Source organism: Pseudomonas sp. 13B_2.1_Bac1, from assembly GCF_025466155.1.
In the GTDB taxonomy this organism is placed as follows: Bacteria; Pseudomonadota; Gammaproteobacteria; order Pseudomonadales; family Pseudomonadaceae; genus Aquipseudomonas; species Aquipseudomonas aylmerensis.
The window spans coordinates 77,136-100,334 of sequence record NZ_JANLOH010000095.1 but is presented as its reverse complement, the minus strand read 5'-3'; the positions used below and the strand labels follow the sequence as shown (position 1 = coordinate 100,334).

Sequence of the window (23,199 nt, the reverse complement as noted above, 5' to 3'; positions counted from 1 at the left end):
CGTAAGGGCGGAACCCTAGCCAGCCATCCCCCCAATAACGGATATACCCCCACCCCTACAAAAGAACCACCTCAGGCTCCCCCGCCCGAGCACTCAGCAAATAACTCCGATACAACCCAGCATACGCCCCCTCCTGGGCAATAAGCCCCGCATGCGGCCCCAGCTCCACCACCTGCCCATGCCGGATCACCGCGATCCGGTCCGCATCGCGAATCGTCGCCAATCGATGCGCGATGATGATCGCCGTCCGCCCCTCGCACAGGCGCCGCAACGCCCGCTGAATCCGCCGCTCGGTATGAATATCCACCGCCGAAGTCGCCTCATCCAGCACCAGCACCGCCGGGTCTGCCAGGTACGCACGCACCAGGCACACCAACTGCCGCTGGCCATGACTGAGGTGCGCGCCGAGCGGACCGACTTCGGTGTGGTACTGGTGGGGCAGGCGCTCCAGCACTTCATCGGCACCGAGCTCGCGGGCGGCGGCGATCAGCGTGGCGTCGTCAGCCTGGGGCGCGGCCAGGCGCAGGTTGTCGAGGATGCTGCCGCTGAACAGCACGTTGTCCTGCAGCACCACGCCGACGTGACGGCGCAGGGTGTGTTGCGCCAGGTCGCGCACGTCGATGCCGTCGAGACGCACCGCGCCCGATTGCACGTCGTAGAAGCGCGTCAGCAACTGCACCAGGGTGCTTTTGCCGTGGCCGGACGGACCGACGATCGCCAACACTTCACCGGCCGGAATGTGCAGGTCCAGGCCATTGATCACGGGCGCCTGGCCGTAACTGAAACCGACCTGGTCGAAGTGCACTTCGCCGCGTGCCCGTTCCAGCGTGTGTGGCGTGGCACGGTCGATGATCTGCGGCGTGGTGTCGAGCAACAGGAAAATCCGCTGCGCCGATGCCGAGCCGGTGGCGTAGCGCTCAAACAGGTCGGACAGCTCCTGCAGCGGCCCGAGGAACAAAAACACGTAGAACAGGCTTTCGGCAACCTGGCCCACACTCACTTCGCCCGCCACCAGCCCGTAGGCGCCGACCAGCAGCAACAGCGCGATGCCTGCCGAGCTGAGCAACGCGGTAAACGGCGCAAACCACGACGAGCGCAGGCTGCCGCGAATCAGCGCCTGGTTGAAGTCATCCAGCAGCCCGCGATAGCGCCGCAGGTTGGGGGCTTCTTGCGCGCATTGCTGCAACAGGCGCGCGCCGCTGACGCTTTCCACCAGGTGCGCGGTGAAGCGGCTGCGGTTCTCCGCGACCTTGGCCCAGTTGCGCTGCGAGATGCGCTTGAAACTCCACGTGGCCAGCACCAGCAGCGGCACCGTCGCCACCAGGCTGAGGAAAAACCGGGGGTCGATACGCCACAGCATCACCGACGCCAGGCCGCAGCGCAGCAGGGCGCCAAGCAGTTCCGGCGGGCCCTGGATCACCAGCGGCTCCAGCGCGTCGACATCGCGGTCGACCCGCGAAATGATGCGCCCGGCGCGTGTCTGGTCGAAGTAACTCACGCTCAGGCCCTGCACGTGTGCGAACACCTGCACGCGCAACGCGTTCAGCACCCGGATCGCCGCGCCGCCGGCGACGAACTGCGAGACCCCGGCCAACAGGAAGCGCGCCAGCCAACTGGCTGCCAGGCCAAGGCCGAGCCACAGCACCAGGCGCTCATCCAGCAGCCAATGGTCAGCCTGCTGGATCAGCCCGCGGTCGAGCAGTTCGCGCACAAACCAGGGGCGCAGGAACACCGTGATCACCAGCACAATTTCAATGCCGATCACCGCGGCGATCTGGCGTCGGATTGGCCGCAGCAGTGGCAGCAGCCGCTTGAACATGCTGCGATCGAGGGCCTTCTTCGCGAGCATTTCTTCGATTTCGATATCGCTCAAGGCTTTGCCTGGCAGCGGGTTAGCCATGGTCGATCCCCAGCAGGTCGCGGTAGTGCGCGTTGGTTGATTGCAGGTCGGTGTGGCGGCCCATGGCAGTGACTCTGCCGTCGGCCAGCATCAACACGCGGTCGGCCAGCAAAATGGTCGAGAGCTTGCTGGAGATCACCAGCACCGTGGTGCCACGCAGTTGCCGCAGGTTCTGCAACACCTGGCGCTCGCTGATGGCGTCGAGCGCGCTGGTGGCGTCGTCCAGGCACAGAATGTCGGGGGTGCCCAACAGCGCGCGGGCCAGGCACAGGCGTTGGCGCTGGCCACCGGACAAGGTCACGCCCCGGTCGCCCAGGGGTGTATCCAGGCCTTGGGGCAGACGCTGCACGATGTCGTCGGCGGCGGCTCTGTGCAGCGCATCGCGCAGCTGGGCGTCGGTGGCGCTGGGCGCGGTCAGGCGCAGGTTGGCGGCGAGGGTGCCGGCGAACAGAAAACTTTCCTGCGGCACCACATGCACGCGCTGGCGCAGCGGGCCGAGTTGCAGCTCGCGAATGTCCTGCCAGCCGCTGGCGTCCGAGCCGAGCAATACGCGCCCGGCAGTCACGTCGCTCAGGCGCGGCAACAAGCTGGCGAGCAGGCTTTTGCCGGTACCGGTGGCGCCGACCAGTGCGACGATTTCACCCGGCTGGATGCTCAACGAACACGCCTGCAAAATGTCGCGACCGCCGCCCGGTGCCGTCACGCTGACGTGCTCCAACTTGAGCCCCAGCGGCGTGGCGGGCAGGGTGGCAGTACCGCTGCGGATAGCGGCGGGTGCGTCGAGCAATTGCCAGATGCGCTCGGCACTGGCGCGAGCATCGGCGAAAGTCTGCATCACCCGGCCGATCCCTTCGATGCGAAACACCAGGGTGGTGGCGATCAACAGTGAGGTCACCAGTTCGCCAATGCTCAGTTGCCCGGCGGCGACCAGGTGCGCGCCGTACACCAGGATCCACACATGCCCCAACGCAACCACGGCCTGGGGCAGTGGAATGCGCGAGCTGGAATACGCCAGCGCCTGGCGCGCGAGGCCGGCGAACACCGCCACCTGGTCGGCGAAGCCCTGGATACGTCGCTGCTCCAGCGCAAATGACTTGATCACGCGCACACCGCCAATGCCTTCGCTCAGGTCCTGGTTGACGCGGTCGTAGGCGCTGCCGACCGCCCGATCCAGGCCCACCAGGCGCTCGGTCTGGCGCACGAAAATCCACAGCCCGGTGACCGTCAGCAACAACGGCACCAGCCCCAGCAGCGGGTTGTACCAGCTGAGCAGGCCGACCGTGGCGAGTACCACCAGCGGCGTTTCCACCAGTTGGCGCCAGAAGGTGATCAGCGCGTCGCGGACCTTGTCGGCGTCGCGGGTCGTGCGCGTGATCATCTCGCCCATGCCGTGCTGCCAGTGGTAGCCCAGGTGCAGGCTTTGCACCTGGGCGAGGATGCGTTCGCGCAGGCGCGTCAGCAGTTCCTGGCTGATCACCAGCGAGAGCACGCTGGCGATGTACTGCAGCACGCCACGGCCGAGGGCCACGGCGAGCATCAGCCCCAGCCAGTACCAGCCGAGGCCGGCCTCCAGGCTGCCATCCGCGAGGCGCACCACCGCGCGGCCGGCACTGACATCATTGACGGCATGCCCGATCAGCCATTGCTGCCAGACCAGCCCCAGGTTGATCGCCACGTACAGCGCCGCGACCAGGCTGAATCGCCAGGGCATTTCCCGGTAGATCGCCAGGCTGCGTAAAAGAGGGTGTTGTTCAATCATGAAAAGCTCGTAGACATAAGCGGGGGAATGCCGAACCTTGCAGGAGCCCGGCTTGCCGGCGATGGCGCCCTTAAAGACGCCATCGCCGGCAGGGTTTTATTTACGGGTGGCGCCCTGGGTTTCCTTGGCATTCAGGATCGCGGTGTATTCGCCTGGGTCCACGTCGTTGAGGTAGTAGTTGCCCACGTGGTGCAGTCGCCAGCGGATCGGGTCGTGGGTGGTGTGCACGCGGGCGTTGCGCCAGAAGCGGTCCAGGTTCCATTTGCTCAGCGAGGCGCTGGCGCCCAGCAGCGAGAAGATATCGCTGGAGATCTTCAGTGAGGCGCTGTCGGAATGCGCGCGGGCGGTGGCGACCGACAGGATCAATTCGTCCTGCAGTTCCTTGTTGTCCGGGTCTTGCTCATGGGCATCGAACACGCGTGCGGCGTCGCGCAGCAGCGATTCGGCAGCCCGCAGCGCGACGGCGTATTCACCGATCTGCTTGATGATGTGCGGCTCTTCATTGGCGTGGTCGACGCCACTTTCCACCCACGGCCGCGCGTGGTGCTTGAGGTAGTCGACGGCGGCAGACAAGGCGCCGGCGGCGATGCCGGTGTCGATGGCCGCGTGGAGGATCTGCGGGAAGGTCAGCCCGGTGCGTTTCATCGGGCCTTTGCGGCGCGAGACGTAGTCTTCGTCCAGCAAGATATTGTCGAAATTCACCGTGCCGCTGACCGAGTTTTTCTGGCCAAAGGCGGCCCAGTCATCCACCAGCGTGAGGCCCGCTGCGTTGCGGTTGAGCAGGACACCGGCGCCGCCGTCGTCCGAGGCGGCGGTGAGCGAGATCCATTCGGCGAGGTACGAGCCGGTCGAGTAGAACTTGCTGCCATTGAGTACCAGGGCGCCGTCCTCACGGCGTTCGACGCGGGTCTTCAGGGCGAATTTGTTCTTGCCGCCGACCTCGGCCAGGGCGTTGCCGAAGCGTTTGCCAGCCAACACATCGCTGACCAGCCGATCCCGCACTGCATCCGGGTAGCCGTTGAAAATCCCGCGCAGCATCACGTTGTGGATCTGCAGCAGTTGGCCGACGCCGCCATCGGCCACCGAGATAATCCGCACGGTCTCGACGATGGTCTGCACGCAAGCCCCCAGCCCGCCAAAGGCCTTCGGCACGCCGATGGCGGTGATGCCGCTTTCGGATAACAGCTGTGCCTGGCGCCACGGCAGTTGGCCGTTCTGCTCGGGGTCGGCGGCGATGGCGGCGATCTCCACCGCGATGTCCTTGGCCGCGGCGATGGCCTCGGCTTCGCTGTGCAGTTGGCGTACAGGCGCCTGTTCAAACGTAGTCATGCATTCATCCTTCTGTTTGGGTTCGCTTCCCCAGGGGTTGCGGTGTTGGCAGGGGCTTGAGCAAGTTCCAAGCCAATGTGAAAACCCCCTCCATGTGGGGGCTGCGCGGGCGGGGCTGCTGCTGGGGCAGCAGTGCTCGCAGGCGACTGCTGGCGCAGCAGCAGTGCTGTTGGCAGGTCAGCAGTCGCGTGGCCGGGTTCGCCGCGACAGCCCTGTAAACCCTGGCCCGCGTCGATTGGCACGGCCTCTGCAATACCTCCTCCACTGACTTGCCCAATTCAATGGAGCTGCCCATGACCCTTTCCGCTGTCCTGCCCACGCCTGAGCTTGAGCAGATCTGGTTTACCCGCTGCCCGGTGCCGACCGCCTCCGGCATCGCCTACAAGCTGGGGTGGTTGACCGAAGAGTTCGCGCCGGATGGTTTGCCGGTGTCGACGTTGCAGGAGGCTCGCCAGCTGGGCCGTCACCATTACGATCACGACCTGCCTGGGCTGTTTCGCGAAGGCGGTAACGTGCCGGCCCTGGCGGCACGCGCTGCCGGCGCACCGAGCCGCCTGATCGGCCTGACCTGGATCGAGGAATGGCAGACCATCCTGGTTCGCCCGGACTCCGGCATCAGCCGCCCCGAGCATCTCAAAGGCAAGCGCCTGGCCCTGCCGGCCTGGGGCGACAGCCGCCCTGGCAGCATTGCACGCGCCATGAGCCTGCACGGCTACAAGGGCGCATTGAGCCTGGCCGGCCTCGGCTTTGACGATGTCGAACTGGTGGAGGTGGCCTTGCAGGACCAGGAGCAAGCGCCGGACCCGCAGCAAGGCCTGCAACGCCTGTGGTCGGGCCTGGATTACCTGGTGCGTGGCGAGGTGGATGCGGTGTACGTCAAGGGCGCCTCGGCGGCCGACGCCGCACGGCGCCTGGGGCTGGTGGTGGGGATCGACCTGGACCTGATCGCCGAGCCGCGCTATCGCATCAACAACGGCACGCCACGGCCAATCACCGTGCACCAGAGCCTGCTCGACAACCACTTTGACCTGGTGGTGCGCTTCCTGGCGCAGACCCTCAGTGCGGCGGATTGGGCGGCGAACAACCGCGCTGGCCTGAACGCGATTCTCGAAGAAGAAACCCGCGCCGGCAGTGCCGGTGTGGCCGAGGCTTATCGCGGTGATTTCCATACCACCCTGGCCCCGGATTTGTCGGCCCAGCGCCTGGATTTCCTCGGCGTACAAAAAGATTTCCTGTACCTGCACGGCTTCCTGGAGCGCGATTTCTCGATCGCCGACTGGGTCGATCCGCGCCCCCTGCAAGCTGCCCATGAACTGTTGGCCAAGCGCCGCGCCTGAACCTGGAGAATGCCCCATGACTGCCATTGCTCACGCTCAACCCCTCGATCAAGCACTGCAGGCCTTTGTCGACAAGGTGCTGCTGGAGGCCGAAGAGGCCTTCACCGTATTCCGTGAAACCAACACCATCACCGCCAACGGCACCGTCGGTTTCATCGAGCGCGTACCCGGCCAGGAGCTGCTGGTGTCGGTGAACTACGGCGGCCCGTGGAACTACCGCAAGCCGCTGCAAGCCACGGTTACCGACTTTGCCGGCAACGTGATTCTCGGCAAAGGCAAGGGTGGCCTGGGCCGCTACACCAAGCTGTTCCAGCAGCACCCGGACGTGACCACCGTGTCCCACGTGCATTCGCCGTACCTCGGCGCCTGGGCACAGACCCACCGCACCTTGCCATTCCACTACGTGCCGGTGCAGCGCTACCAGTTGGCGCGGGAGCTGCCGGTGTACATCGACCGTCGCCAGCAGGAAGTCGACTTCATCCTCGACAAGATCGCCGAAAACCCGTTCAACCTGGCCATCCTCGAGGCCAACGGCGGCTCCACCGTGTGGGGCAAGCAAGGACTGCGGGCTACCGCCGAATTCATCCTGTTGCTGGAGGAGGGCGCCCAGCTGCAATTGCTCGCTGACGCCCTGGGTGGATCGCGTCCCTACGGGCCGGGCGTGTTGACCCAGCAGTGGAAAATGAGCGGCCTGTTCGAACACGCCACCGCACTGGGCCTGGTCCCGGCCATCGACCGCAAAAACTGAACACACCCTCATCACGGTGATTGAAACCACCACGCCCCCTGCAGGCGCCGCAAGCCGGCGCCTGCAGGGGACGGTTCCATTCAAGGATGTCTGTCATGGCTGTAAAGATTCTCTGGTACCTCACCACGCCCGATGGGCCTTATCCGTGGGAGCCTGAAGGGCGCTGGAAAACCGACTTCCAACACCTCAAGCAATTGGCGGTCGCCAGTGATCGCCTCGGCTATTACGGCTCGCTGCTGGGCTCCAGCCCGAATGAAAGCCTGGCGGTGGCCGCGTCGTTGATCGACGCCACCCAGCGCCTGCGTTTCCTGGTGGCGCAACACCCGGGCGAGCTGTCGCCGGCGGTGTTGGCCAAATGGGCCTTGACCTTCGACCAGTTCTCTAATGGCCGCCTGCTGTTCAACGTGGTCAACGGCAATGACGCTGGCCTGGCCACGTTGGGCGTGCATTACGCGCATGACGAGCGTTACGCCTTCAGCCTTGAATACTGGCGTGCGTTCCAGGGCTTCTACGCCGGCGATACGCGTGGCTATGACGGTGAGTACGTCAAGCTCGCCCCGCGTTCGCCGGGCGCCGCCAGTCATCCACTGGGCGGTTGGCACCCGCCGTACCAGAAACCGGGTATCCCGTTGTGGGGCGCCGGCACGTCGGGGCCGGGGGTCGAGCATTCGGTGCAATTGCTCGATGTGTACCTGAGCTTCGCCAACACCCCGCCGAAACTCGGCGACAAGTTCCGCAAGGTCGCCGCCGAGGCTGCGAAGATCGGCCGCGAACTGACCTTTGGCACGCGCCTGCAAATCATCGTGCGTGAGACCGAGGAAGAAGCCTGGGCCCACGCGGAAAAAATGCTGCAGCGCACCTCGCTGCAGACCGCACGCAATGCGCTTGAGCGCCAGTTGCCGCCGGGGGTGAGCCTGGAGGATTTTCACAGCGACGACCCGCAAACCCAGCGCAATGTCGAGACGGTACGTGGCGGGCGCCTGCCCACTGCGCGTGAGCTGGAAATCTACCCCAACGTGTGGCTCGGCCCCAGCCTGTTCGGCTTCAACATCCTCGGCCCGGCTGCCGGCACGTATCTGGTGGGCAGTGCCGAGCAGGTCGCCGAGCGCATCCGCGAATACGAGGCGCAAGGCACCTCGGCATTCATCCTCTCGGGCTTCCCGTTGATCGACGAAGCCCATCGGGTCGCCGATTTGCTGTTCCCGTTGCTGGACCTGGACCACGGCTTTGAAGTGCCGCGCCTGGGCGTCACCCACAAGGCTGTACAGCGCGAAGAGGCTTGAGTGATGAGTGACGGATTTTCCCGCCGGGTGTTTCTCGGCAACAGCCTGGTGGTCGGCGGCGGCCTGTTGCTGGGGGGCTGTGACAGCGGTGCGGCGAGCCAGGGCGCGGCGGTCCTGACGGGTAAGCCGGTGAGTGGCGGGCGCCTGCGCATCGGCATTATCGACGGTGACCAGTCGGGCAACCTGGATGCGCATAAACCGGTGGGCGGCGGGATCATCCGTGGCTGGGCGCTGTACAGCAAGTTCTGGGAATGGAACACCGATGTCAGCACGCGCCTGGCCCTGGCCGAGTTCGCCGAGCCGAATGCCGACGCCAGCGCCTGGACCATCCGCATCAAGCCCGGCCTGGAGTTTCACCATGGCAAGACCATCGGTGCCGACGACATGCTGTTTTCGCTGTTGCGCCTGACCGACCCCAAACTGGCTTCACCGTTTGCCGGCTTGGTCGGGGCGATCGATCGCAACGCGCTGCGCAAGCTGGATGAGCGCACCATCGAAATTCGTTTCAAGCAGGGCCAGAGCTTCTTCCCTTTGGATGAAACCCTGATCAGCTTCGGCGGCATCGTGCCGACCGACTATGACCCGATCACCAACCCGGTGGGCGCCGGCCCTTACAAGCTCAAGCGCTTCGTGCCCGGCCAGCGCTCGCTGTACACGCGGTTCGAGAACTACTACAAACCCGGTCAGCCGTATGCCGACGAGCTGGAAATCATCGAGTTCAAGGACCAGGTCTCGCGCGTGGCCGCATTGCGCGCCGGGCAGATCGACGTGGCCAGCGGCGTGCAGGCCGAGCACAGCGCGTTGCTCAAGGCCGATTCGCGCCTGTCGCTGTGCGTCTCACCGACGACTTCATTCACCGGTTTCAACCTGAACCTGGCCAAGCCGCCGTTCGACGATGTGCGCGTGCGCCAGGCGTTTCGTCTGCTCGCCGACCGCCAGGAGTTGGTGGACCGTGGTCTCAATGGTTTCGGGCGGATCGCCAACGACCTGTATTCGCCCCATGACCCCACCTACAACCATGCAATTGCGCAGCGCCCGTATGACCTGGAGCAGGCACGCTCGCTGTTGCGCCAGGCCGGGCAGACTGACCTGCGCGTCGAGCTGACCACCACGCCAGGCCCTGGAGTGAATGCTGCGCTGGTGTTCGCCCAGCAAGCGAAAAAGGCCGGTGTGGAGGTGCGTGTCACCCAGGTTGACGGCGCGGTGTTCAATGGCCCGCAGCGCGAGCAATGGCAGGTATCGCCGGGCTCGACCCCGGCGCGCGGTTTTCTGGCCTCGGCCCTGCACAACGACGCGCCGCTGGCGATCTACAACCGCAGCAATTTCCATGACCCACAGTTCGACAGCTTGTACCGCCAGGCCCTGGCCCAGCCCGATCTGGCATTGCGTACCGGCCTGGTGCACGAAGCCCAGCAGATCCAGCACGAACGTGGCGGCCTGCTGATCTGGGGCTTCAGTGATGTGCTCGACGCGGCGTCCGTGAAGGTCGGCGGCCTGAACCCCGAGCAGACCACCTTCGCCTCCTGGCGTTTTGACGAGTTGTGGTTGAACCATGTCTGAGTCGCACTGCAAAACCCCGCGTACGCCGGCCTGGCTGTCGTGGTTCGTCGGGCGCCTGGGCTACGGTTTGCTGACCGCCTGGGTGATCAGCCTGGTGGTGTTTATCGCCACCCAGGCGCTGCCATCGGACCCGGCGCGGGTGATCCTCGGCCCGGATGCGCCGCTGGAAAGTATCCTCACCCTGCAGCACCAACTGGGCCTCGACCAGCCGATCCTGTGGCAATACCTGCGCTGGCTGGGCGCGGCCATGAGTGGTGATCTTGGCGTGTCGCTGGATTCCAACGCGCCGGTCAGCCACCTCCTGTGGGGCCGTTTCGGCTATACCCTGGCGCTGCTGGCCGGGGTGATCGCACTGGTGGTGCCGGCGGCGCTCGCGTTGGGCGTGGCGCTGGCGTTGCGCCGCGACAGCCGCCTGGATCGCTGGAGCCTGTCGTTGCTGATCTTTCTCAAGGCCACGCCGGGTTTCCTCTTGGCGATTGGCCTGGTGCTGCTGTTTTCCATGCCGCACATGGACTTTCTGCCGGCGGTGTCGATTCTCGACCCGGACCAGTCGCTGCTGCGCCAGCTCAAGTTCCTGATCCTGCCCGTCGTGGCCCTGAGCCTGACTGCGCTGCCTTATCTCACGCGCATGGTGCGTGCGGCGATGATCGAGGCGCTGGAGTCCGACTACGTGATCGCGGCGCGGCTGCGCGGCATTCCCTACCGGCGCATCGTGTGGTGCCACACGTTGCCCAACGCGCTGGTGCCGGCGATCCAAGGCGTGGCACTGACCTTGCGCACGCTGATCGGTGGCGCGGTGCTGGCCGAGGTGATCTTCAGTTATCCCGGCATCGGCACCGCACTCAACGCGGCCATCCAGATGCGCGACCTGCCGATGATCCAGGCGATTGTGCTGGTGATCACCCTGGCGGTGGTGCTGATCAACCTGCTGGCCGACCTGCTGACCGTATTGCTCACGCCCAAGCTGCGCACGGCGCGGCGCGTGAGGATGATCCAACGCAACCGCCGGGGCATCACCCCGTGGTGGCGCCGCTCCCGAGGTGAGGCATGAACGAGCCGCAAATTCGCAAAGGTGCACTGATCACCGCGCTGGTGATTGCGATTGCCGTGCTGGGCCCGTGGCTGGCGCCCCATGGCACCACCGACATGGTCGGCCCGGTGTACGGCGCGCCGATGGGCAGCGCATGGCTGGGCTATGACTTCCTTGGGCACGACGTGCTGTCGCGCCTGCTCAGCGGCGGTCTGTCGGTGCTGTGGATGTCGGTGGCGGCGGCGAGTATCGCGCTGGCGGTGGGCAGTACGCTGGGGTTGTTGGCCGGGCTCTCGCGGCGACGTTTGGACCAGCTGATCACGTGGTCGGCGGATGTATCCCTGGCGTTTCCCGACCTGATCCTGGTGCTGCTGATCGTGTCGATGCTGGGTCGCGCGCCGTGGCTGATTGTCTTGACCGTGTCCATCGCGTTCATTCCCGGCGTCATCCGCCTGGCGCGGGCCAGTGCGGTGGCGGTGGCGGGGCAGGAGTTTGTCGAGGCGGCGCAGATGATGGGGTATTCGCGGCGGCGCATTCTGTTCAAGGAGATCCTGCCGAACATCCTCACGCCGCTGCTGGTGCACTTCGGCAACATGTTGACCTGGGGGGTGGGCATGCTCTCGGGTTTGAGTTTTCTCGGCTATGGGGTCGCGCCGCCCACGGCGGACTGGGGCCTGATGATCAATGAAAACCAGGCAGGCCTGCTGGTACAGCCCTGGGCGGTGTTGGCCCCGGCGGTACTGATCGGGGTGTTTGCCTACGGTACCAATATCCTCGCCGAAGGCATCGGCCGGCGCAGCGCACGGATGGGAGAGAAACAGGCATGAACGCGATCACCGAAATCGACACGGCGGTGTTGCAAGTGCACGACCTGCGGGTGGAATTGTCGGCGCAGGTGGATGTGGTGTCGGGCATTTCATTCAGCCTGAACGCGGGCGAAATCCTCGGGCTGGTGGGGGAGTCGGGCTCGGGCAAGACCACCCTGGCCACCGCTTTGCTCGCCCACGCCCGACGCGGTGCGCGCATCGTCGCGGGCCAGGTGCAGGTCGACGGCCAGGCGTTATTGAGCCTGGAGGGCGAGGCCTTGCGCCGGGCGCGTGGCAGCCTGATCGGTTACGTCGCCCAGGACCCGGCCACGGCGCTGAACCCGGCCCTGCGCATTGGCAACCTGTTGCGCGAGACGTTGGCAGTGCATCCGCTGCAACTGGACCGCGCTGCCCAGCAGCAACGCATCAGCGAGACCCTGCGCGATGTCGGCCTGCCGGACGATCCCGAGTTTCTGCGACGCTTTCCTCATCAATTGTCCGGTGGCCAGCAGCAGCGCGTGATGCTGGCGCTGGCCTTTGTGCTGCGCCCGCGCCTGATCGTGCTGGATGAGCCGACCACCGCGCTGGATGTCAGCACCCAGGCGCATATCCTCGCGACCTTGCGCCGCTTGTGCAAAAGCCAAGGTGTGGCGGCGGTGTATGTGTCCCATGACTTGGCGGTGATCAAGGACCTGGTGGACCGGGTGATGGTGATGTACGCCGGGCGCATCGTCGAGACGGCCACGCGCGAGGTGCTGTTTCGCCTGCCATCGCACCCGTACACACGCGGCTTGCTGGCGGCGATCCCGGATGTGGCCGGTCGGCGTGAACTGCAAGCCATTGCCGGGCAGGCCCCGGCGCCGGGGCAACGGCCGCAGGGGTGCAGCTTCGGACCACGTTGTGACCGGTTTACTTCGGCCTGCGCGGTGGCCGAGCCGCCGCTCCAGGCGCTGCCAGCCGGACACGCGGTGGCGTGCCTGAATGCGCATGACCAGCCGTTGCAGGTGCGTGGGTTGACCCCGATTGCGGCGCTCACGACGCAGACGCAGGCGCCGTTGTTGTCGATCAGCGGCTTGAACGTCGCCTATGACCGACAGGTGTTGTTCGACATCACGTTGCAGGTGCAGCCGGGTGAATGCCTGGCGCTGGTGGGTGAGTCCGGTTCCGGCAAGACCAGCCTGGCGCGGGCCGTCGCCGGGCTTGGCGAGAATGCCGAAGGGCAGTTGAGCTACGCCGGCCGGCCTTTGCCGCTGCAGGCGCGCCAGCGTGACGCGGGCTTGCGCCACCAGATCCAATACATTTTCCAGAACCCGTACCGCGCGCTGAACCCACGGCAAACCGTGTACCAGACCTTGAGCGCGCCGCTGGAGCACTTCTTCGCGATCAAAGGCGCGGCGGCGCGCCAGCGGGTCGAGGCGGTGCTCCAGCGCGTGTCGCTGTCGGCGTCGGTGGCCGACCTGTACCCTCACAGCCTGTCGGGCGGCGAACGCCAGCGCGTGGCCATCGCCCGAGCCCTGTTGTGCGAACCACGGCTGCTGATCTGCGACGAAATCACCTCGGCGCTGGACGTGTCGGTGCAAGCCTCGATCCTCGACCTGCTGCGCCAGTTGCAGCGTGAAGGCTTGACGTTGCTGTTCGTGACCCACGACCTGGGCGTAGTCCGCGCAATCGCCGACCGGGTGCTGGTCTTGAAAGTCGGCAGAGTGGTGGAGCAGGGCGCAGTCGACAGCGTCCTGGACCAGCCGCAGGCGGCGTATACCCGCACGTTGCTGGAGCATTCGCCGACGTTGGGCTGAACCGACTTCAATCCATGCATGGGCGCTGGACCAGCGCTGAATCCCCCTCACACACATGCGCTCTCCTGTGGGAGCCGTCGAGCCCCAGCGAGGCCGCGAAAGCGGTCTGTCAGGCACAGAAAGGTTATCAGTGCCGCCGCTTTCGCAGCCTCGCTAAAGCTCGGCAGCTCCCACAGTTGGGCGGTGTCGTGGCTGAAATTTCAACCACATAGCGAATCCCGTATTGGCTAGAATCCCAGCCACACAGCGAACCCGATGCTTGCTCAAATCCCAGCAACACAGCACACCTCCCTGTGGGAGCCGTCGAGCCCCAGCGAGGCCGCGAAAGCGGTCTATCAGGCACAGAAAGGTTATCAGTACTGCCGCCTTCGCAGCCTCGCTAAAGCTCGGCAGCTCCCACAGTTGGGCGGTGTAGTGGCTGAAATTTCAACCAGATAGCGAATCCCGTAGTGGCTGGAATCCCAGCCACACAGCGAACCCGGTGCTTGCTCAAATCCCAGCCACACAGCTCACCTCCCTGTGGGGGCAAGGTGCTGCTCAAATCCCCCTCATATACTGCTGAATATAGCGAACCCCTGTGCTGGCTTGCTGCAGAAAATCCCACTCACACAGGCGCTCTCCTGTGGGAGCCGTCGAGCTTTAGCGAGGCCGCGAAAGCGGTATGTCAGTCACAGAAGGGTTATCAGTGCCGCCGCCTTCGCAGCCTCGCTAAAGCTCGGCAGCTCCCACAGTTGGGCGGTGTAGTGGCTGAAATTTCAACCACATAGCGAATCCCGTGGTGGCTGCAATCCCAGCCACACAGCGAACCCGGTGCTTGCTCAAATCCCAGCCAAACAGCGAACCCGGTGCTTGCTCAAATCCCAGCCACACAGCACACCTCCCTGTGGGGGCAAGGTGCTGCTCAAATCCCCTTCATATACTGCTGAATATAGCGAACCCCTGTGCTGGCTTGCTGCAGAAAATCCCACTCACACAGGCGCTCTCCCTGTGGGAGCCGTCGAGCTTTAGCGAGGCCGCGAAGGCGGTGGGTCAGGCAAAGAAAGAGTGTCAGTACTGCCGCCTTCGCAGCCTCGCTGAAGCTCGGCAGCTCCCACAGTTGGGCGGTGTCGTGGCTGAAATTTCAACCACATAGCGAATCCCGTATTGGCTAGAATCCCAGCCACACAGCGAACCCGATGCTTGCTCAAATCCCAGCAACACAGCACACCTCCCTGTGGGAGCCGTCGAGCCCCAGCGAGGCCGCGAAAGCGGTCTGTCAGGCACAGAAAGGTTATCAGTGCCGCCGCCTTCGCAGCCTCGCTAAAGCTCGGCAGCTCCCACAGTTGGGCGGTGGGGTGGCTGTAATCCGGGCCCCATAACAGCGCCCGAGGAAACCGGTGATCAAAACACCCATGCCGGTCGACATCAATGATAGGTATATTGGCGATCAACGCATCATTACATACGCACAGCCTATGGACCGCCCATGATCAACTTCCGCCTGATTCGCCACCTCTGGCTGTTCCTCGCCGTTGCCGAAGAGCAGAACTTCGGCCGCGCCGCCAAGCGTCTCGGGATGTCGCAGCCGCCGTTGAGCGAGCAGATCCAGGTGCTGGAGCAGGCGCTCAAGGTCACCTTGTTCGAGCGTTCGCGGCGTGGGGCGAAGTTGACGCCGGTGGGCGCGGCGATCCTGCCGGCGGTGCGCAAGTTTGCCGAGCAGCTGGAGCGCCTGGAGCTGGCGGTGGAAGAGGCGGTAGCGGGGCAGTCCGGCATGCTGACCATCGGCGCGATTTCCACGGCGATGTTCGATGTGTTGCCCGGCTTGATCGACCAACTCAAGCAACGCTACCCGCACCTCACCGTGTCGGTGCGCGAGATCGACAGCGTGGAGGCGGTGCCGGCCTTGGAAGCGGGTGATATCGACCTGGCCTTCGCGCGGCTGGACGGAGACCTCGGCCCGGCGATCCAGTCGCTGCCGCTGCGCGAGGATCGCCTGATGGTGGCCTTGCCCAGCAATCACCCCTTGGCGTCGCGCACGCGCATCAGCCTGTCGAGCCTGGCCAGCGAGCCGCTGGTGATGTTTTCGCGCAAGGTCAGCCCGGTGTACTTCGATAACCTCATCGCCACCTGCCGTGCCAGTGGTTTCTCGCCACGGGTCCTGCACGAAGTGCGTTCGGTGGCCTCGCAAATCGCCTTTGTCAGCTGCGGCCAGGGCATTGCGCTGGTGCCGGCATCGCTGAAAAAACTGGCGCCGGACAACGTGGTTTTGCGCGCCCTGACGCAGAAACTCAACGTGGTGACCACCGCAGTCGCCTGGAACACCGAACGGCCGAACCCGCTGGTGAGCGAGCTGATCGAGCACTTCCAGACCCATACGATTGGCGTATGAATGCGTTCCGTTATCCGTCATTTACAGCAGGCAGGAAACCGCTGAAATTGCCGGGCTGTCTGTTCCAGGAAGCCCCATCATGTCGTTCACTCACACCTACTTGCCGCTGACGGTAGACGGCGTATCGCTGGACATCGCCGCGATCCATCGCGCTGGCGACCGCGCGCCCATCGTATTCCTGCACGGGTTTGGCTCGACCAAGGAAGACTACGCCGATATCGACCTGCACCCGGCGTTCGACGGGCACCCGTTCATTGCCTACGACGCCCCCGGCTGCGGTGAAAGCCAGTGCGCCGACCTGACGAAGATCAGCATCCCGTTCCTGCTCGACACCGCGTTGCAGGTGCTGGCGCATTTCCAGATCGAGCGCTTTCATTTGGTCGGCCACTCCATGGGCGGCCTGACGGCGCTGATGCTGGCGCACCGTTTTCCCGGGCGTGTGCTGAGCTTCACCGACATAGAGGGCAACATCGCCCCGGAAGACTGCTTTCTCAGCCGCCAGATCGTCGACTACCCGGCGGACGATCCCGAGGCGTTTTTCCGCGCCTTCATCGAGCGCACCCGCCAGGCCCCGGCGTATGCCAGCGCGCTGTACTCGGCCAGCCTGCGACACAAGGTGCGGGCCGGCGCGGTGCGCGGGATTTTCCAGTCGATGGTGGAACTGTCGGATAACGCCGGGCTGATGGACAAGTTCCTCGGCCTGCCGTGCCCGCGTCTGTTCATGTACGGCGAGCAGAACGCCGGGCTGTCCTACCTCGCGCATATCCAGGCACACGGCGTGCGCCTGGCGCCGATTGCCGAGTGCGGGCACTTCCCGATGTATTCCAACCCGCGTGCCATGTGGCAACAGATCTCGGCGTTCATCAGGACTTGAAGCGGCCCACCAGCCCATTCAGCTCATCCGACAGATTCGACAGCCGTCCCGAGTCGTCCTGCGCCGAGTTGGCCAGGCTTTCCACCAGCCGCGCCTCGTCGTAGATCTGCTGGATATGCCGGTTGATCTCTTCGGCGACGCTGTGTTGTTCCTCGGCGGCGGCCGAGATCTGCAGGTTCTGGTCACGGATCTCGTTGACCGACAGTTGGATGCCTTCAAAACTGTCGCGCGCGCTTTCGATGGACGACACACTCGCGCGTGACAGGTCCAGGCAACTGCCCATCTTTTGCGTGACTTCCTGGGTCTTGTTTTCCAGGGTGCCGAGCAGTTGCTCGATCTCGCCGGTGGAGTCGGAGGTGCGCTTGGCCAACGCGCGCACCTCGTCGGCGACCACGGCAAAACCACGGCCCTGATCACCGGCGCGGGCGGCCTCGATGGCGGCATTCAGCGCCAGCAGGTTGGTCTGTTCGGCAATCGCGCGAATGGTGCCGAGGATTTGATTGATGCTGCGGCTGCCGGCTTCGAGCTCGACCATCGCCCGCGACGATTCGGTCAGGCGGCGGCCCAGGCGGTTGACGTTGTCGGTGGTGACTTCGATCTGCTGCTTGCCCTCGGCGACACGGCGGTGGCCGTTCTCGGCAGACTCCGCCGCGCCGCTGCAGGAGCGCGCGACTTCGTTGGCGGTGGCGACCATTTCATTGAACGCGGTGGAGACCAGTTCCACCGCTTCGCGCTGGCGTCCGGCGGCCTCGTTCATGTTGTGCGCGACTTCGCTGTTGACCTTCGAGGCATTCTGCAAGTTGGCCGACGCCGCGCCGATGTGCTGGATCAGTTGGCGAATGGCGGCGAGAAACTTGTTGAACCAGCCGGCCAGTTCGGCGGTTTCATCCTTGCCCTGCACCTGCAGTTCATGACGCAGGTCGCCTTCGCCCTGGGCGATCGACTGCAGGCCGGTGCTGACCTGGCCGATGGGCTTGACGATGACCTTGGAGAACGCCGCGGCGATCAGCCCGAAGATCAACACCAGCACGCCGACGATGACGGCGGTGAGGTAGGTCATGCGCGTGGCTTCGGCCATGACTTCGCGGTGTTCGATCAGGCCGATGTAGCGCCAGCCCAGGCCCGGGGACGTCCAGACGTTAGCCATATAGCGCACGCCGTCGATCTCGACCTCGGTGGAACCCTGGGGCGTCGCGGCCAGTTGCGCATAAGCGGCGCCGAGGTCCTTGAGTGGCTTGAAGCTGTGGGCGGCGTCGCGCGGGTCGACCAGCACCACGCCGTCTTCGATCAGCATCACATAGCCGCTTTCGCCAAGCTTGATGCTCTTGACCAGCTCGGTGAGGTTCTTCAGCGACACGCTGACCACGAACACGCCCTTGGCCTTGCCGCTGTTATCCAGCAAGGCGCGCGCGGTGCCGACCAGGGCCACGTCGTCCTTGTCGTAATAGTACGCGGGGGTGCGCACGGTCTTGCCGGGGCTGGCCATCGCCGCCTTGTACCAGGGGCGTGTGCGCGGATCGTACTTGGCCAGCTGCGGGTCATCCGGCCATTTCACGTAGGTGCCGTCTTCCAGGCCGATGGACAGGATGGCCGCCGCCGGGTGCGTGGCACCGAAGCGCGCGAAGCGCTCGATCATCGCTTGGGCCTCAGCCGGCATAGGCTGGCTGGCGGCATCGGCGGGTTGATAGTTCTTAAGGGTGTTCACGGAAGTGTATACAGGATCCGTGGCCATTTGGTCGACGTTTTGGAGCGTGCCATCAAAGAACTGCCGGATGTTGCCATCGATCTGGCGGATTTCCCGCGTGCTGCCGTCGATGAACTGATCGACGGCCTGGGTCCGCGTGTTCATCACCGAAATCACGGCGACCAGGCTTACCGGGATAAATGCGACCGAGACAAATGCGAGTACAAGCTTATTTTTTATTTTCATCGAGACGACCATCAGCGTGGAGGGCGGCCAAATCGACGCCGTCCAGCCTAGAGTGGCGGCGATTTGCTATGCCTGCTTTTTCGGCCCGGGTCGGATAAATCTTTAGGGTTTTTTGTACACAATACAAAGTGCTTATTGTTCTGTATCCAATCAGTACACATCACGCAGATAACGCTTCTGCTCGCTCAATGCGCGCCAGTACTCCGCCGCGCTCTCCGCGCCAAGCCCGCCGTGGGTTTGCGCGATCTGACGGAGTGCCTGGTCGACATCCTTGGCCATATGGCTGGCGTCACCGCAGACATACAGCTGCGCGCCTTCCTGCAACCAGCGCCACAGCTCCGCACCGTGTTCGCGCAGGCGGTCCTGCACGTAGACCTTCTGCGCCTGGTCGCGGGAAAACGCCAGGCTCAGGTGGGTCAGCAGGCCATCGTGCTGCAGGCCTTGCAGTTCCTCCTGGTAGTAAAAATCGCTGGCCGCATGTTGTTCACCGAAGAACAGCCAGTTGCGGCCCTGATGCCCCTGTGCCCGGCGTTCCTGCAAAAACGCGCGGAACGGCGCCACGCCGGTGCCGGGGCCGATCATGATCATCGGCACATCACCGTCGGTGGGTGTCCGAAAGTGCCGCGACGGCTGCACGAACACCGGCACCTCGGCGTCGCCGGCGCGGTCGGCGAGGAAGGTCGACGACACGCCTTTGCGCCGGCCATAACGCACCGCGGCCACCGTCAGATGGACTTCGCGCGGATAAGCCTTGGCGCTGGAGGCGATTGAATACAGGCGCGGTTGCAGGCGCTTGAGAGTGCCGAGCAGCTCCTGCGCCGTGCATTCAATGGGATATTGGTGCAGCACGTCCGCCAGCTGTCGGCCCCACAGCCAGTCCTTCAGCTCGGCTTTACGCTCGGGCTCGAGCAACTGCTTGAGGTCCGGATTGGCGCTGCGCTCGGCGATGAACGCGAGCGTGTCGCTGCTGGGACGGGCAATTTCGAAGTGCTGGGTCAGCGCCTGTTGCAGGGCCACTTCGCCGAAGGTGTCGACATTCACGCAGGTGCTGGCGCGCAGGCGAGTCAGGTCGAGCAGTTCGCTGACCAGTTCCGGACAGTTGCGCGGCATCACCCCTAACGCATCACCAGCTTCATAGCTCAGCCCGGAGTCGGCCAGGTCGAGGGCGAACTGGCGGGTTTCCTTGTGCGCGCTGTGCGGGTTCAAGTGCCGGTTGAGCAGCAGGCGTGACCCGAACAGCTTGGTCTTGCCGGCGGGTGTGGTGGGCGCTGCAGGTTTTGCCGGGTTGAGGGTTTGTTGCAATTGCGCCAGCCAGGCATCGGCACGGCTTTCGAATTCGGTGTCACAGTCGACGCGTTCCAGCAGGCGGGTGGCGCCCAATTCATGCAGGCGCTGGTCGAGCTGTTTGCCGTGCTTGCAGAACTGGTCGTAATTGGGATCGCCGAGCGCCAGCACCGCATAGCGCAGGGATTCAAGGCGGGTGTCGGCGCTGCTGAGGCTGTGCCAGAAACTTTCGCCGTTGTCCGGTGGGTCGCCGTCGCCGAAGGTGCTGGTGATGAGGGCCAGGGTGTGGGTACTGGCGAGTTTGCTGGCGGGGAAGTCAGCCATGGCGCTGAGCACCACCTCTATGCCGGCGTCGCGCAAGCGTTGGGCAAAGCGCTCGGCCAGGGTTTCGGCGTTGCCGGTTTGCGAGGCCCACAGCAGGGTGACGGCCGGGCCGGGCAGGGCGCTGGCTTCGCCCGCTTGCGCACGACTGAACAGCCCACCCAGCAGGCCGTCGAGCCACAACCGAGTGTCTTTGGCCAAGGGGGCCTGCGCCGGCATCACCGGTACGCCGGTTTCGTGGCCGGAGCTGGCGCGCAGGCCACTGAGAAAGCCCGCAAGGTAGGTGCGTTCACTGTCACTGAGTGCCGGCGCCGGCACGTTGCGCAGGCCCGCGAGATCGGCGAAGGCGTCGAGGCGCGACATGGTGAGGTCCTCTGCTGAAGGGGGGATAACGCGGGTTACGGGTTTGGGCGCGTCGAGGAACTGATGGTCGATCAACTCGATCCGCGTCAGGGCTACGGCGCAGAACTTGAATTCCGGCTGCAGCGAAATCGGGTCGACGGCGTCGTTGGTCACTGCATTGATCGCCAGGTGTTCGCCAAACACATCGTTCCAGTGAAACGGCGCGAAACAGTTGCCCGCCCGCACGCGGTCGGTGACCACCGCAGGGAGCACGGCATGCCCGCGTGATGAGCGAATCTCGACCCGGTCCTGGTCCTTGATGCCCAGTTGCGCGGCGTCTTCTGGGTGCAGTTCCACGAACGGGCCGGGGTTGAGTTTGTTCAGCGTGGCGACCTTGCCGGTCTTGGTCAGGGTGTGCCATTGGTGCTGCAGGCGGCCGGTGTTGAGCACGAAGGGAAACGCCGCATCGGGCATCTCCGCCGGCGGCATGTGCGGACGGGCGAAGAATTGGCCCTTGCCGGTTTCGGTGGCGAACTTGAGTGTGTCGCCATGCCGGTAGCGGATCGGGTTGCGGTCGGCGCCATCGGCGGATGTACAGGGCCATTGCAAGGGAGTTTCGCGCAGGCGTGCATGGCTGGCGCCGCGCATGTCATAGCCGGTCTTGGGGTTCCAGGCGCGCTTGATTTCGTCGAATACGTCGGCGGCGCAGGTGTAGGTGAAGGCCTCGGCAAAGCCCATCGCGCAGGCGACCCGGGCGATGATCTGCCAGTCGGGCAAGGCCTCGCCGGGGGCGTCGACGGCTTTCTGCATCAGGGTCAGGTTGCGCTCGGAGTTGATCATCACGCCTTCGGCTTCGGCCCAGAGTGCGCCGGGCAACAGGATGTCGGCGTAGCGATTGGTCTCGGTGTCGAGGAAGGCGTCCTGGGTGATCACCAGTTCGGCGGCCTGCAAGCCTTCAATCACCTTGCGTCGATTCGGCGCGCTGGCCACCGGGTTGGTGCAGATGATCCAGCAGGCCTTGATCTGCCCGGCGGCCATCTGCTCGAACATCGCCACGGTGCCGCCGCCGACCTGGCGCGGCAGGCTGCCTGCGGGCAGTTGCCAGAGGTCTTCGATAAAGGCGCGGTCGGCCTCGACCAGCACCGAGCGCTGCCCCGGCAGGCCTGGGCCCATGTAGCCCATTTCGCGCCCGCCCATGGCGTTGGGCTGGCCGGTGAGGGAAAACGGCCCGCTGCCGGGGCGGCAGATCGCGCCGGTGGCCAGGTGCAGGTTGCATAGCGCGTTGGTGTTCCAGGTGCCGTGGGTGCTCTGGTTGAGGCCCATGGTCCAGCAGCTCATCCATTCGCCGGCCTGGCCGATCCAGGCGGCGGCCTGGCGGATGTCGGCTTCAGCCAGGCCGGTCAGCTGCGCAACCCGCGCCGGCGGGTAGTCCTCGAGGAAACCGGGCATGGCGTCCCAGCCTTCGGTGAAGGCCGCGATAAAGGCCGGGTCCGTGTGGCCGTTTTTCACCAGCAGGTGCAACAGGCCGTTGAGCAGGGCGAGGTCGGTGCCGGGGGCGATCTGCAGGAACAGGTTGGCCTTGTCCGCCGTGGCACTGCGTCGGGGGTCGACCACGATGAGTTTCGCCCCGGCCTTGACCCGGTCCATCATGCGCAGGAACAGGATCGGGTGACAGTCGGCCATATTCGCGCCGATCACGAAGAACAGGTCGGCGCGGTCGAAATCTGCATAGGATCCCGGAGGCCCATCGGCGCCCAGGGACAGCTTGTAGCCACTGCCGGCGCTGGCCATGCACAGGCGCGAGTTGGATTCGATGTGCTGGGTGCGCACAAACCCCTTGGCGAGTTTGTTGACCAGGTATTGGGCTTCCAGGGACATTTGCCCGGACACGTAGAAGGCCAACGCGTCGGGCCCGTGGGTGTCGAGGATGTGGCGCAAACGGCTGGCGGTGTCGCTGATGGCCGTGTCGATGCCGATGCGCACCGGGTCGTGATCGCGCGCCTGACGCACGTAGGCGTTTTCCATGCGGCCGGACTCGGCGATGGCTTGCCCGCAGGTGGTGCCCTTGGTGCACAGGCGGCCGAAGTTGGTGGGGTGGGCCTTGTCGCCGATCACCTTGACCACCTTGTTGTGCTCGACCTGCATGACGATGCCGCAGCCCACACCACAATAAGGGCACACGCTGCGCACGCTTTGAATTGCCATCCGTACCCCTCGATTGCTTTGTGCCCGGCATAAAAAAAGCGCCCTGCAACCCTCCGTTGGAAACGGGGATTGCACGGCGCCTTTGTCGTGAATGGGCAGTCAGCGTTGACTGCTGTATGTGGGGTTCCTAGCAAGTCACGCGCCAGGTTTGAGCGCAGGCGGGCCCACGTGTGGTGGCGAGGGCGCTGGCTCCCGTCGGGCTGCGCAGCGGCGCCAAGATCCTCGGTGCGCTACGCGCGCCAACGGGAGCCAGCTCCCTTGCCACACAAGCGCTCCAGTGCGCAGTTATGAAGCAGGGCGCACCAGTTGGAGGCGACTTTCGGCGTG

Annotated in this window: 14 protein-coding genes and 1 pseudogene; 9 read left to right on the top strand and 6 right to left on the bottom strand. The window is 64.9% G+C overall.

Features of this window, described 5'->3' with window-relative positions:
* Positions 1-55: 55 nt before the first annotated feature.
* The 3 genes from NTD80_RS23970 to NTD80_RS23960 all read right to left on the bottom strand — a co-directional run bounded on the left by NTD80_RS23970 (position 56) and on the right by NTD80_RS23960 (position 4,988).
* Positions 56-1,900 (bottom strand): ABC transporter ATP-binding protein, encoded by a 1,845-nt coding sequence (locus NTD80_RS23970; protein ID WP_262135251.1) that lies wholly within the window; start codon positions 1,898-1,900, stop codon positions 56-58.
* Complete coding sequence (locus NTD80_RS23965; RefSeq protein ID WP_262135250.1) at positions 1,893-3,659, bottom strand: ABC transporter ATP-binding protein; 1,767 nt, start codon at positions 3,657-3,659, stop codon at positions 1,893-1,895. Before NTD80_RS23965 ends, NTD80_RS23970 begins: the two co-directional genes overlap by 8 nt.
* A 96-nt stretch (positions 3,660-3,755) precedes the next feature.
* Entirely contained in the window at positions 3,756-4,988 is a 1,233-nt protein-coding gene (locus NTD80_RS23960; RefSeq protein WP_262135249.1) for an acyl-CoA dehydrogenase family protein, read from the bottom strand.
* Positions 4,989-5,281: 293 nt separating this feature from the next.
* On the opposite strand from NTD80_RS23960, the gene NTD80_RS23955 reads away from it, so the two are divergent.
* The 9 genes from NTD80_RS23955 to NTD80_RS23915 all read left to right on the top strand — a co-directional run bounded on the left by NTD80_RS23955 (position 5,282) and on the right by NTD80_RS23915 (position 16,790).
* On the top strand, positions 5,282-6,325 hold the full coding sequence (locus NTD80_RS23955) for an ABC transporter substrate-binding protein (protein ID WP_262135248.1): 1,044 nt from the start codon (positions 5,282-5,284) through the stop codon (positions 6,323-6,325).
* 16 nt (positions 6,326-6,341) lie between these two features.
* Positions 6,342-7,073 (top strand): class II aldolase/adducin family protein, encoded by a 732-nt coding sequence (locus NTD80_RS23950; protein WP_065901227.1) that lies wholly within the window; start codon positions 6,342-6,344, stop codon positions 7,071-7,073.
* 95 nt (positions 7,074-7,168) lie between these two features.
* Positions 7,169-8,356, top strand: coding sequence for an LLM class flavin-dependent oxidoreductase (locus tag NTD80_RS23945; RefSeq protein WP_262135247.1), 1,188 nt, complete (start codon positions 7,169-7,171; stop codon positions 8,354-8,356).
* Between the two features lie 3 nt (positions 8,357-8,359).
* Positions 8,360-9,916, top strand: coding sequence for an ABC transporter substrate-binding protein (locus NTD80_RS23940; RefSeq protein WP_106804064.1), 1,557 nt, complete (start codon positions 8,360-8,362; stop codon positions 9,914-9,916).
* Positions 9,909-10,967 carry an ABC transporter permease gene (locus tag NTD80_RS23935; protein ID WP_262135245.1) on the top strand — a complete coding sequence of 353 codons (1,059 nt, stop codon included), beginning with the start codon at positions 9,909-9,911 and terminating at the stop codon, positions 10,965-10,967. Before NTD80_RS23940 ends, NTD80_RS23935 begins: the two co-directional genes overlap by 8 nt.
* Complete coding sequence (locus NTD80_RS23930; RefSeq protein WP_065901234.1) at positions 10,964-11,773, top strand: ABC transporter permease; 810 nt, start codon at positions 10,964-10,966, stop codon at positions 11,771-11,773. Before NTD80_RS23935 ends, NTD80_RS23930 begins: the two co-directional genes overlap by 4 nt.
* Entirely contained in the window at positions 11,770-13,548 is a 1,779-nt protein-coding gene (locus NTD80_RS23925) for a dipeptide ABC transporter ATP-binding protein (RefSeq protein WP_262135243.1), read from the top strand. Before NTD80_RS23930 ends, NTD80_RS23925 begins: the two co-directional genes overlap by 4 nt.
* A gap of 1,465 nt (positions 13,549-15,013) precedes the next feature.
* Positions 15,014-15,916, top strand: a complete 903-nt coding sequence (locus tag NTD80_RS23920; protein ID WP_262135242.1) for a LysR family transcriptional regulator — start codon at positions 15,014-15,016, stop codon at positions 15,914-15,916.
* 79 nt (positions 15,917-15,995) lie between these two features.
* Positions 15,996-16,790, top strand: a complete 795-nt coding sequence (locus tag NTD80_RS23915; RefSeq protein WP_262135240.1) for an alpha/beta fold hydrolase — start codon at positions 15,996-15,998, stop codon at positions 16,788-16,790.
* On the opposite strand, the gene NTD80_RS31470 is transcribed toward NTD80_RS23915, so the two are convergent.
* From NTD80_RS31470 to NTD80_RS23905, 3 genes and pseudogenes are all read right to left on the bottom strand, one after another.
* Complete coding sequence (locus NTD80_RS31470) at positions 16,780-17,547, bottom strand: methyl-accepting chemotaxis protein (protein WP_410017433.1); 768 nt, start codon at positions 17,545-17,547, stop codon at positions 16,780-16,782. The two genes, NTD80_RS23915 and NTD80_RS31470, sit on opposite strands and share 11 nt — an antisense overlap.
* Positions 17,548-17,634: 87 nt before the next feature.
* Positions 17,635-18,639 (bottom strand): annotated as a pseudogene (locus NTD80_RS31465) (cache domain-containing protein); the annotation flags it as partial.
* A gap of 231 nt (positions 18,640-18,870) precedes the next feature.
* Complete coding sequence (locus NTD80_RS23905; RefSeq protein ID WP_262135238.1) at positions 18,871-22,872, bottom strand: bifunctional nitrate reductase/sulfite reductase flavoprotein subunit alpha; 4,002 nt, start codon at positions 22,870-22,872, stop codon at positions 18,871-18,873.
* Positions 22,873-23,199 lie beyond the last annotated feature (327 nt).

Excerpts from the sequence above, each read along its gene's own strand:
- NTD80_RS23965 (WP_262135250.1), bottom strand. The coding sequence starts at position 3,659 with ATGATTGAACAACACCCTCTTTTACGCAGCCTGGCGATCTACCGGGAA.
- NTD80_RS23905 (WP_262135238.1), bottom strand. The coding sequence starts at position 22,872 with ATGGCAATTCAAAGCGTGCGCAGCGTGTGCCCTTATTGTGGTGTGGGC.
- NTD80_RS23920 (WP_262135242.1), top strand. The coding sequence starts at position 15,014 with ATGATCAACTTCCGCCTGATTCGCCACCTCTGGCTGTTCCTCGCCGTT.
- NTD80_RS23955 (WP_262135248.1), top strand. The coding sequence starts at position 5,282 with ATGACCCTTTCCGCTGTCCTGCCCACGCCTGAGCTTGAGCAGATCTGG.
- NTD80_RS23935 (WP_262135245.1), top strand. The coding sequence starts at position 9,909 with ATGTCTGAGTCGCACTGCAAAACCCCGCGTACGCCGGCCTGGCTGTCG.
- NTD80_RS23930 (WP_065901234.1), top strand. The coding sequence starts at position 10,964 with ATGAACGAGCCGCAAATTCGCAAAGGTGCACTGATCACCGCGCTGGTG.
- NTD80_RS23960 (WP_262135249.1), bottom strand. The coding sequence starts at position 4,988 with ATGACTACGTTTGAACAGGCGCCTGTACGCCAACTGCACAGCGAAGCC.
- NTD80_RS23950 (WP_065901227.1), top strand. The coding sequence starts at position 6,342 with ATGACTGCCATTGCTCACGCTCAACCCCTCGATCAAGCACTGCAGGCC.
- NTD80_RS23925 (WP_262135243.1), top strand. The coding sequence starts at position 11,770 with ATGAACGCGATCACCGAAATCGACACGGCGGTGTTGCAAGTGCACGAC.
- NTD80_RS31470 (WP_410017433.1), bottom strand. The coding sequence starts at position 17,547 with ATGAACGAGGCCGCCGGACGCCAGCGCGAAGCGGTGGAACTGGTCTCC.
- NTD80_RS23915 (WP_262135240.1), top strand. The coding sequence starts at position 15,996 with ATGTCGTTCACTCACACCTACTTGCCGCTGACGGTAGACGGCGTATCG.
- NTD80_RS23940 (WP_106804064.1), top strand. The coding sequence starts at position 8,360 with ATGAGTGACGGATTTTCCCGCCGGGTGTTTCTCGGCAACAGCCTGGTG.
- NTD80_RS23945 (WP_262135247.1), top strand. The coding sequence starts at position 7,169 with ATGGCTGTAAAGATTCTCTGGTACCTCACCACGCCCGATGGGCCTTAT.
- NTD80_RS23970 (WP_262135251.1), bottom strand. The coding sequence starts at position 1,900 with ATGGCTAACCCGCTGCCAGGCAAAGCCTTGAGCGATATCGAAATCGAA.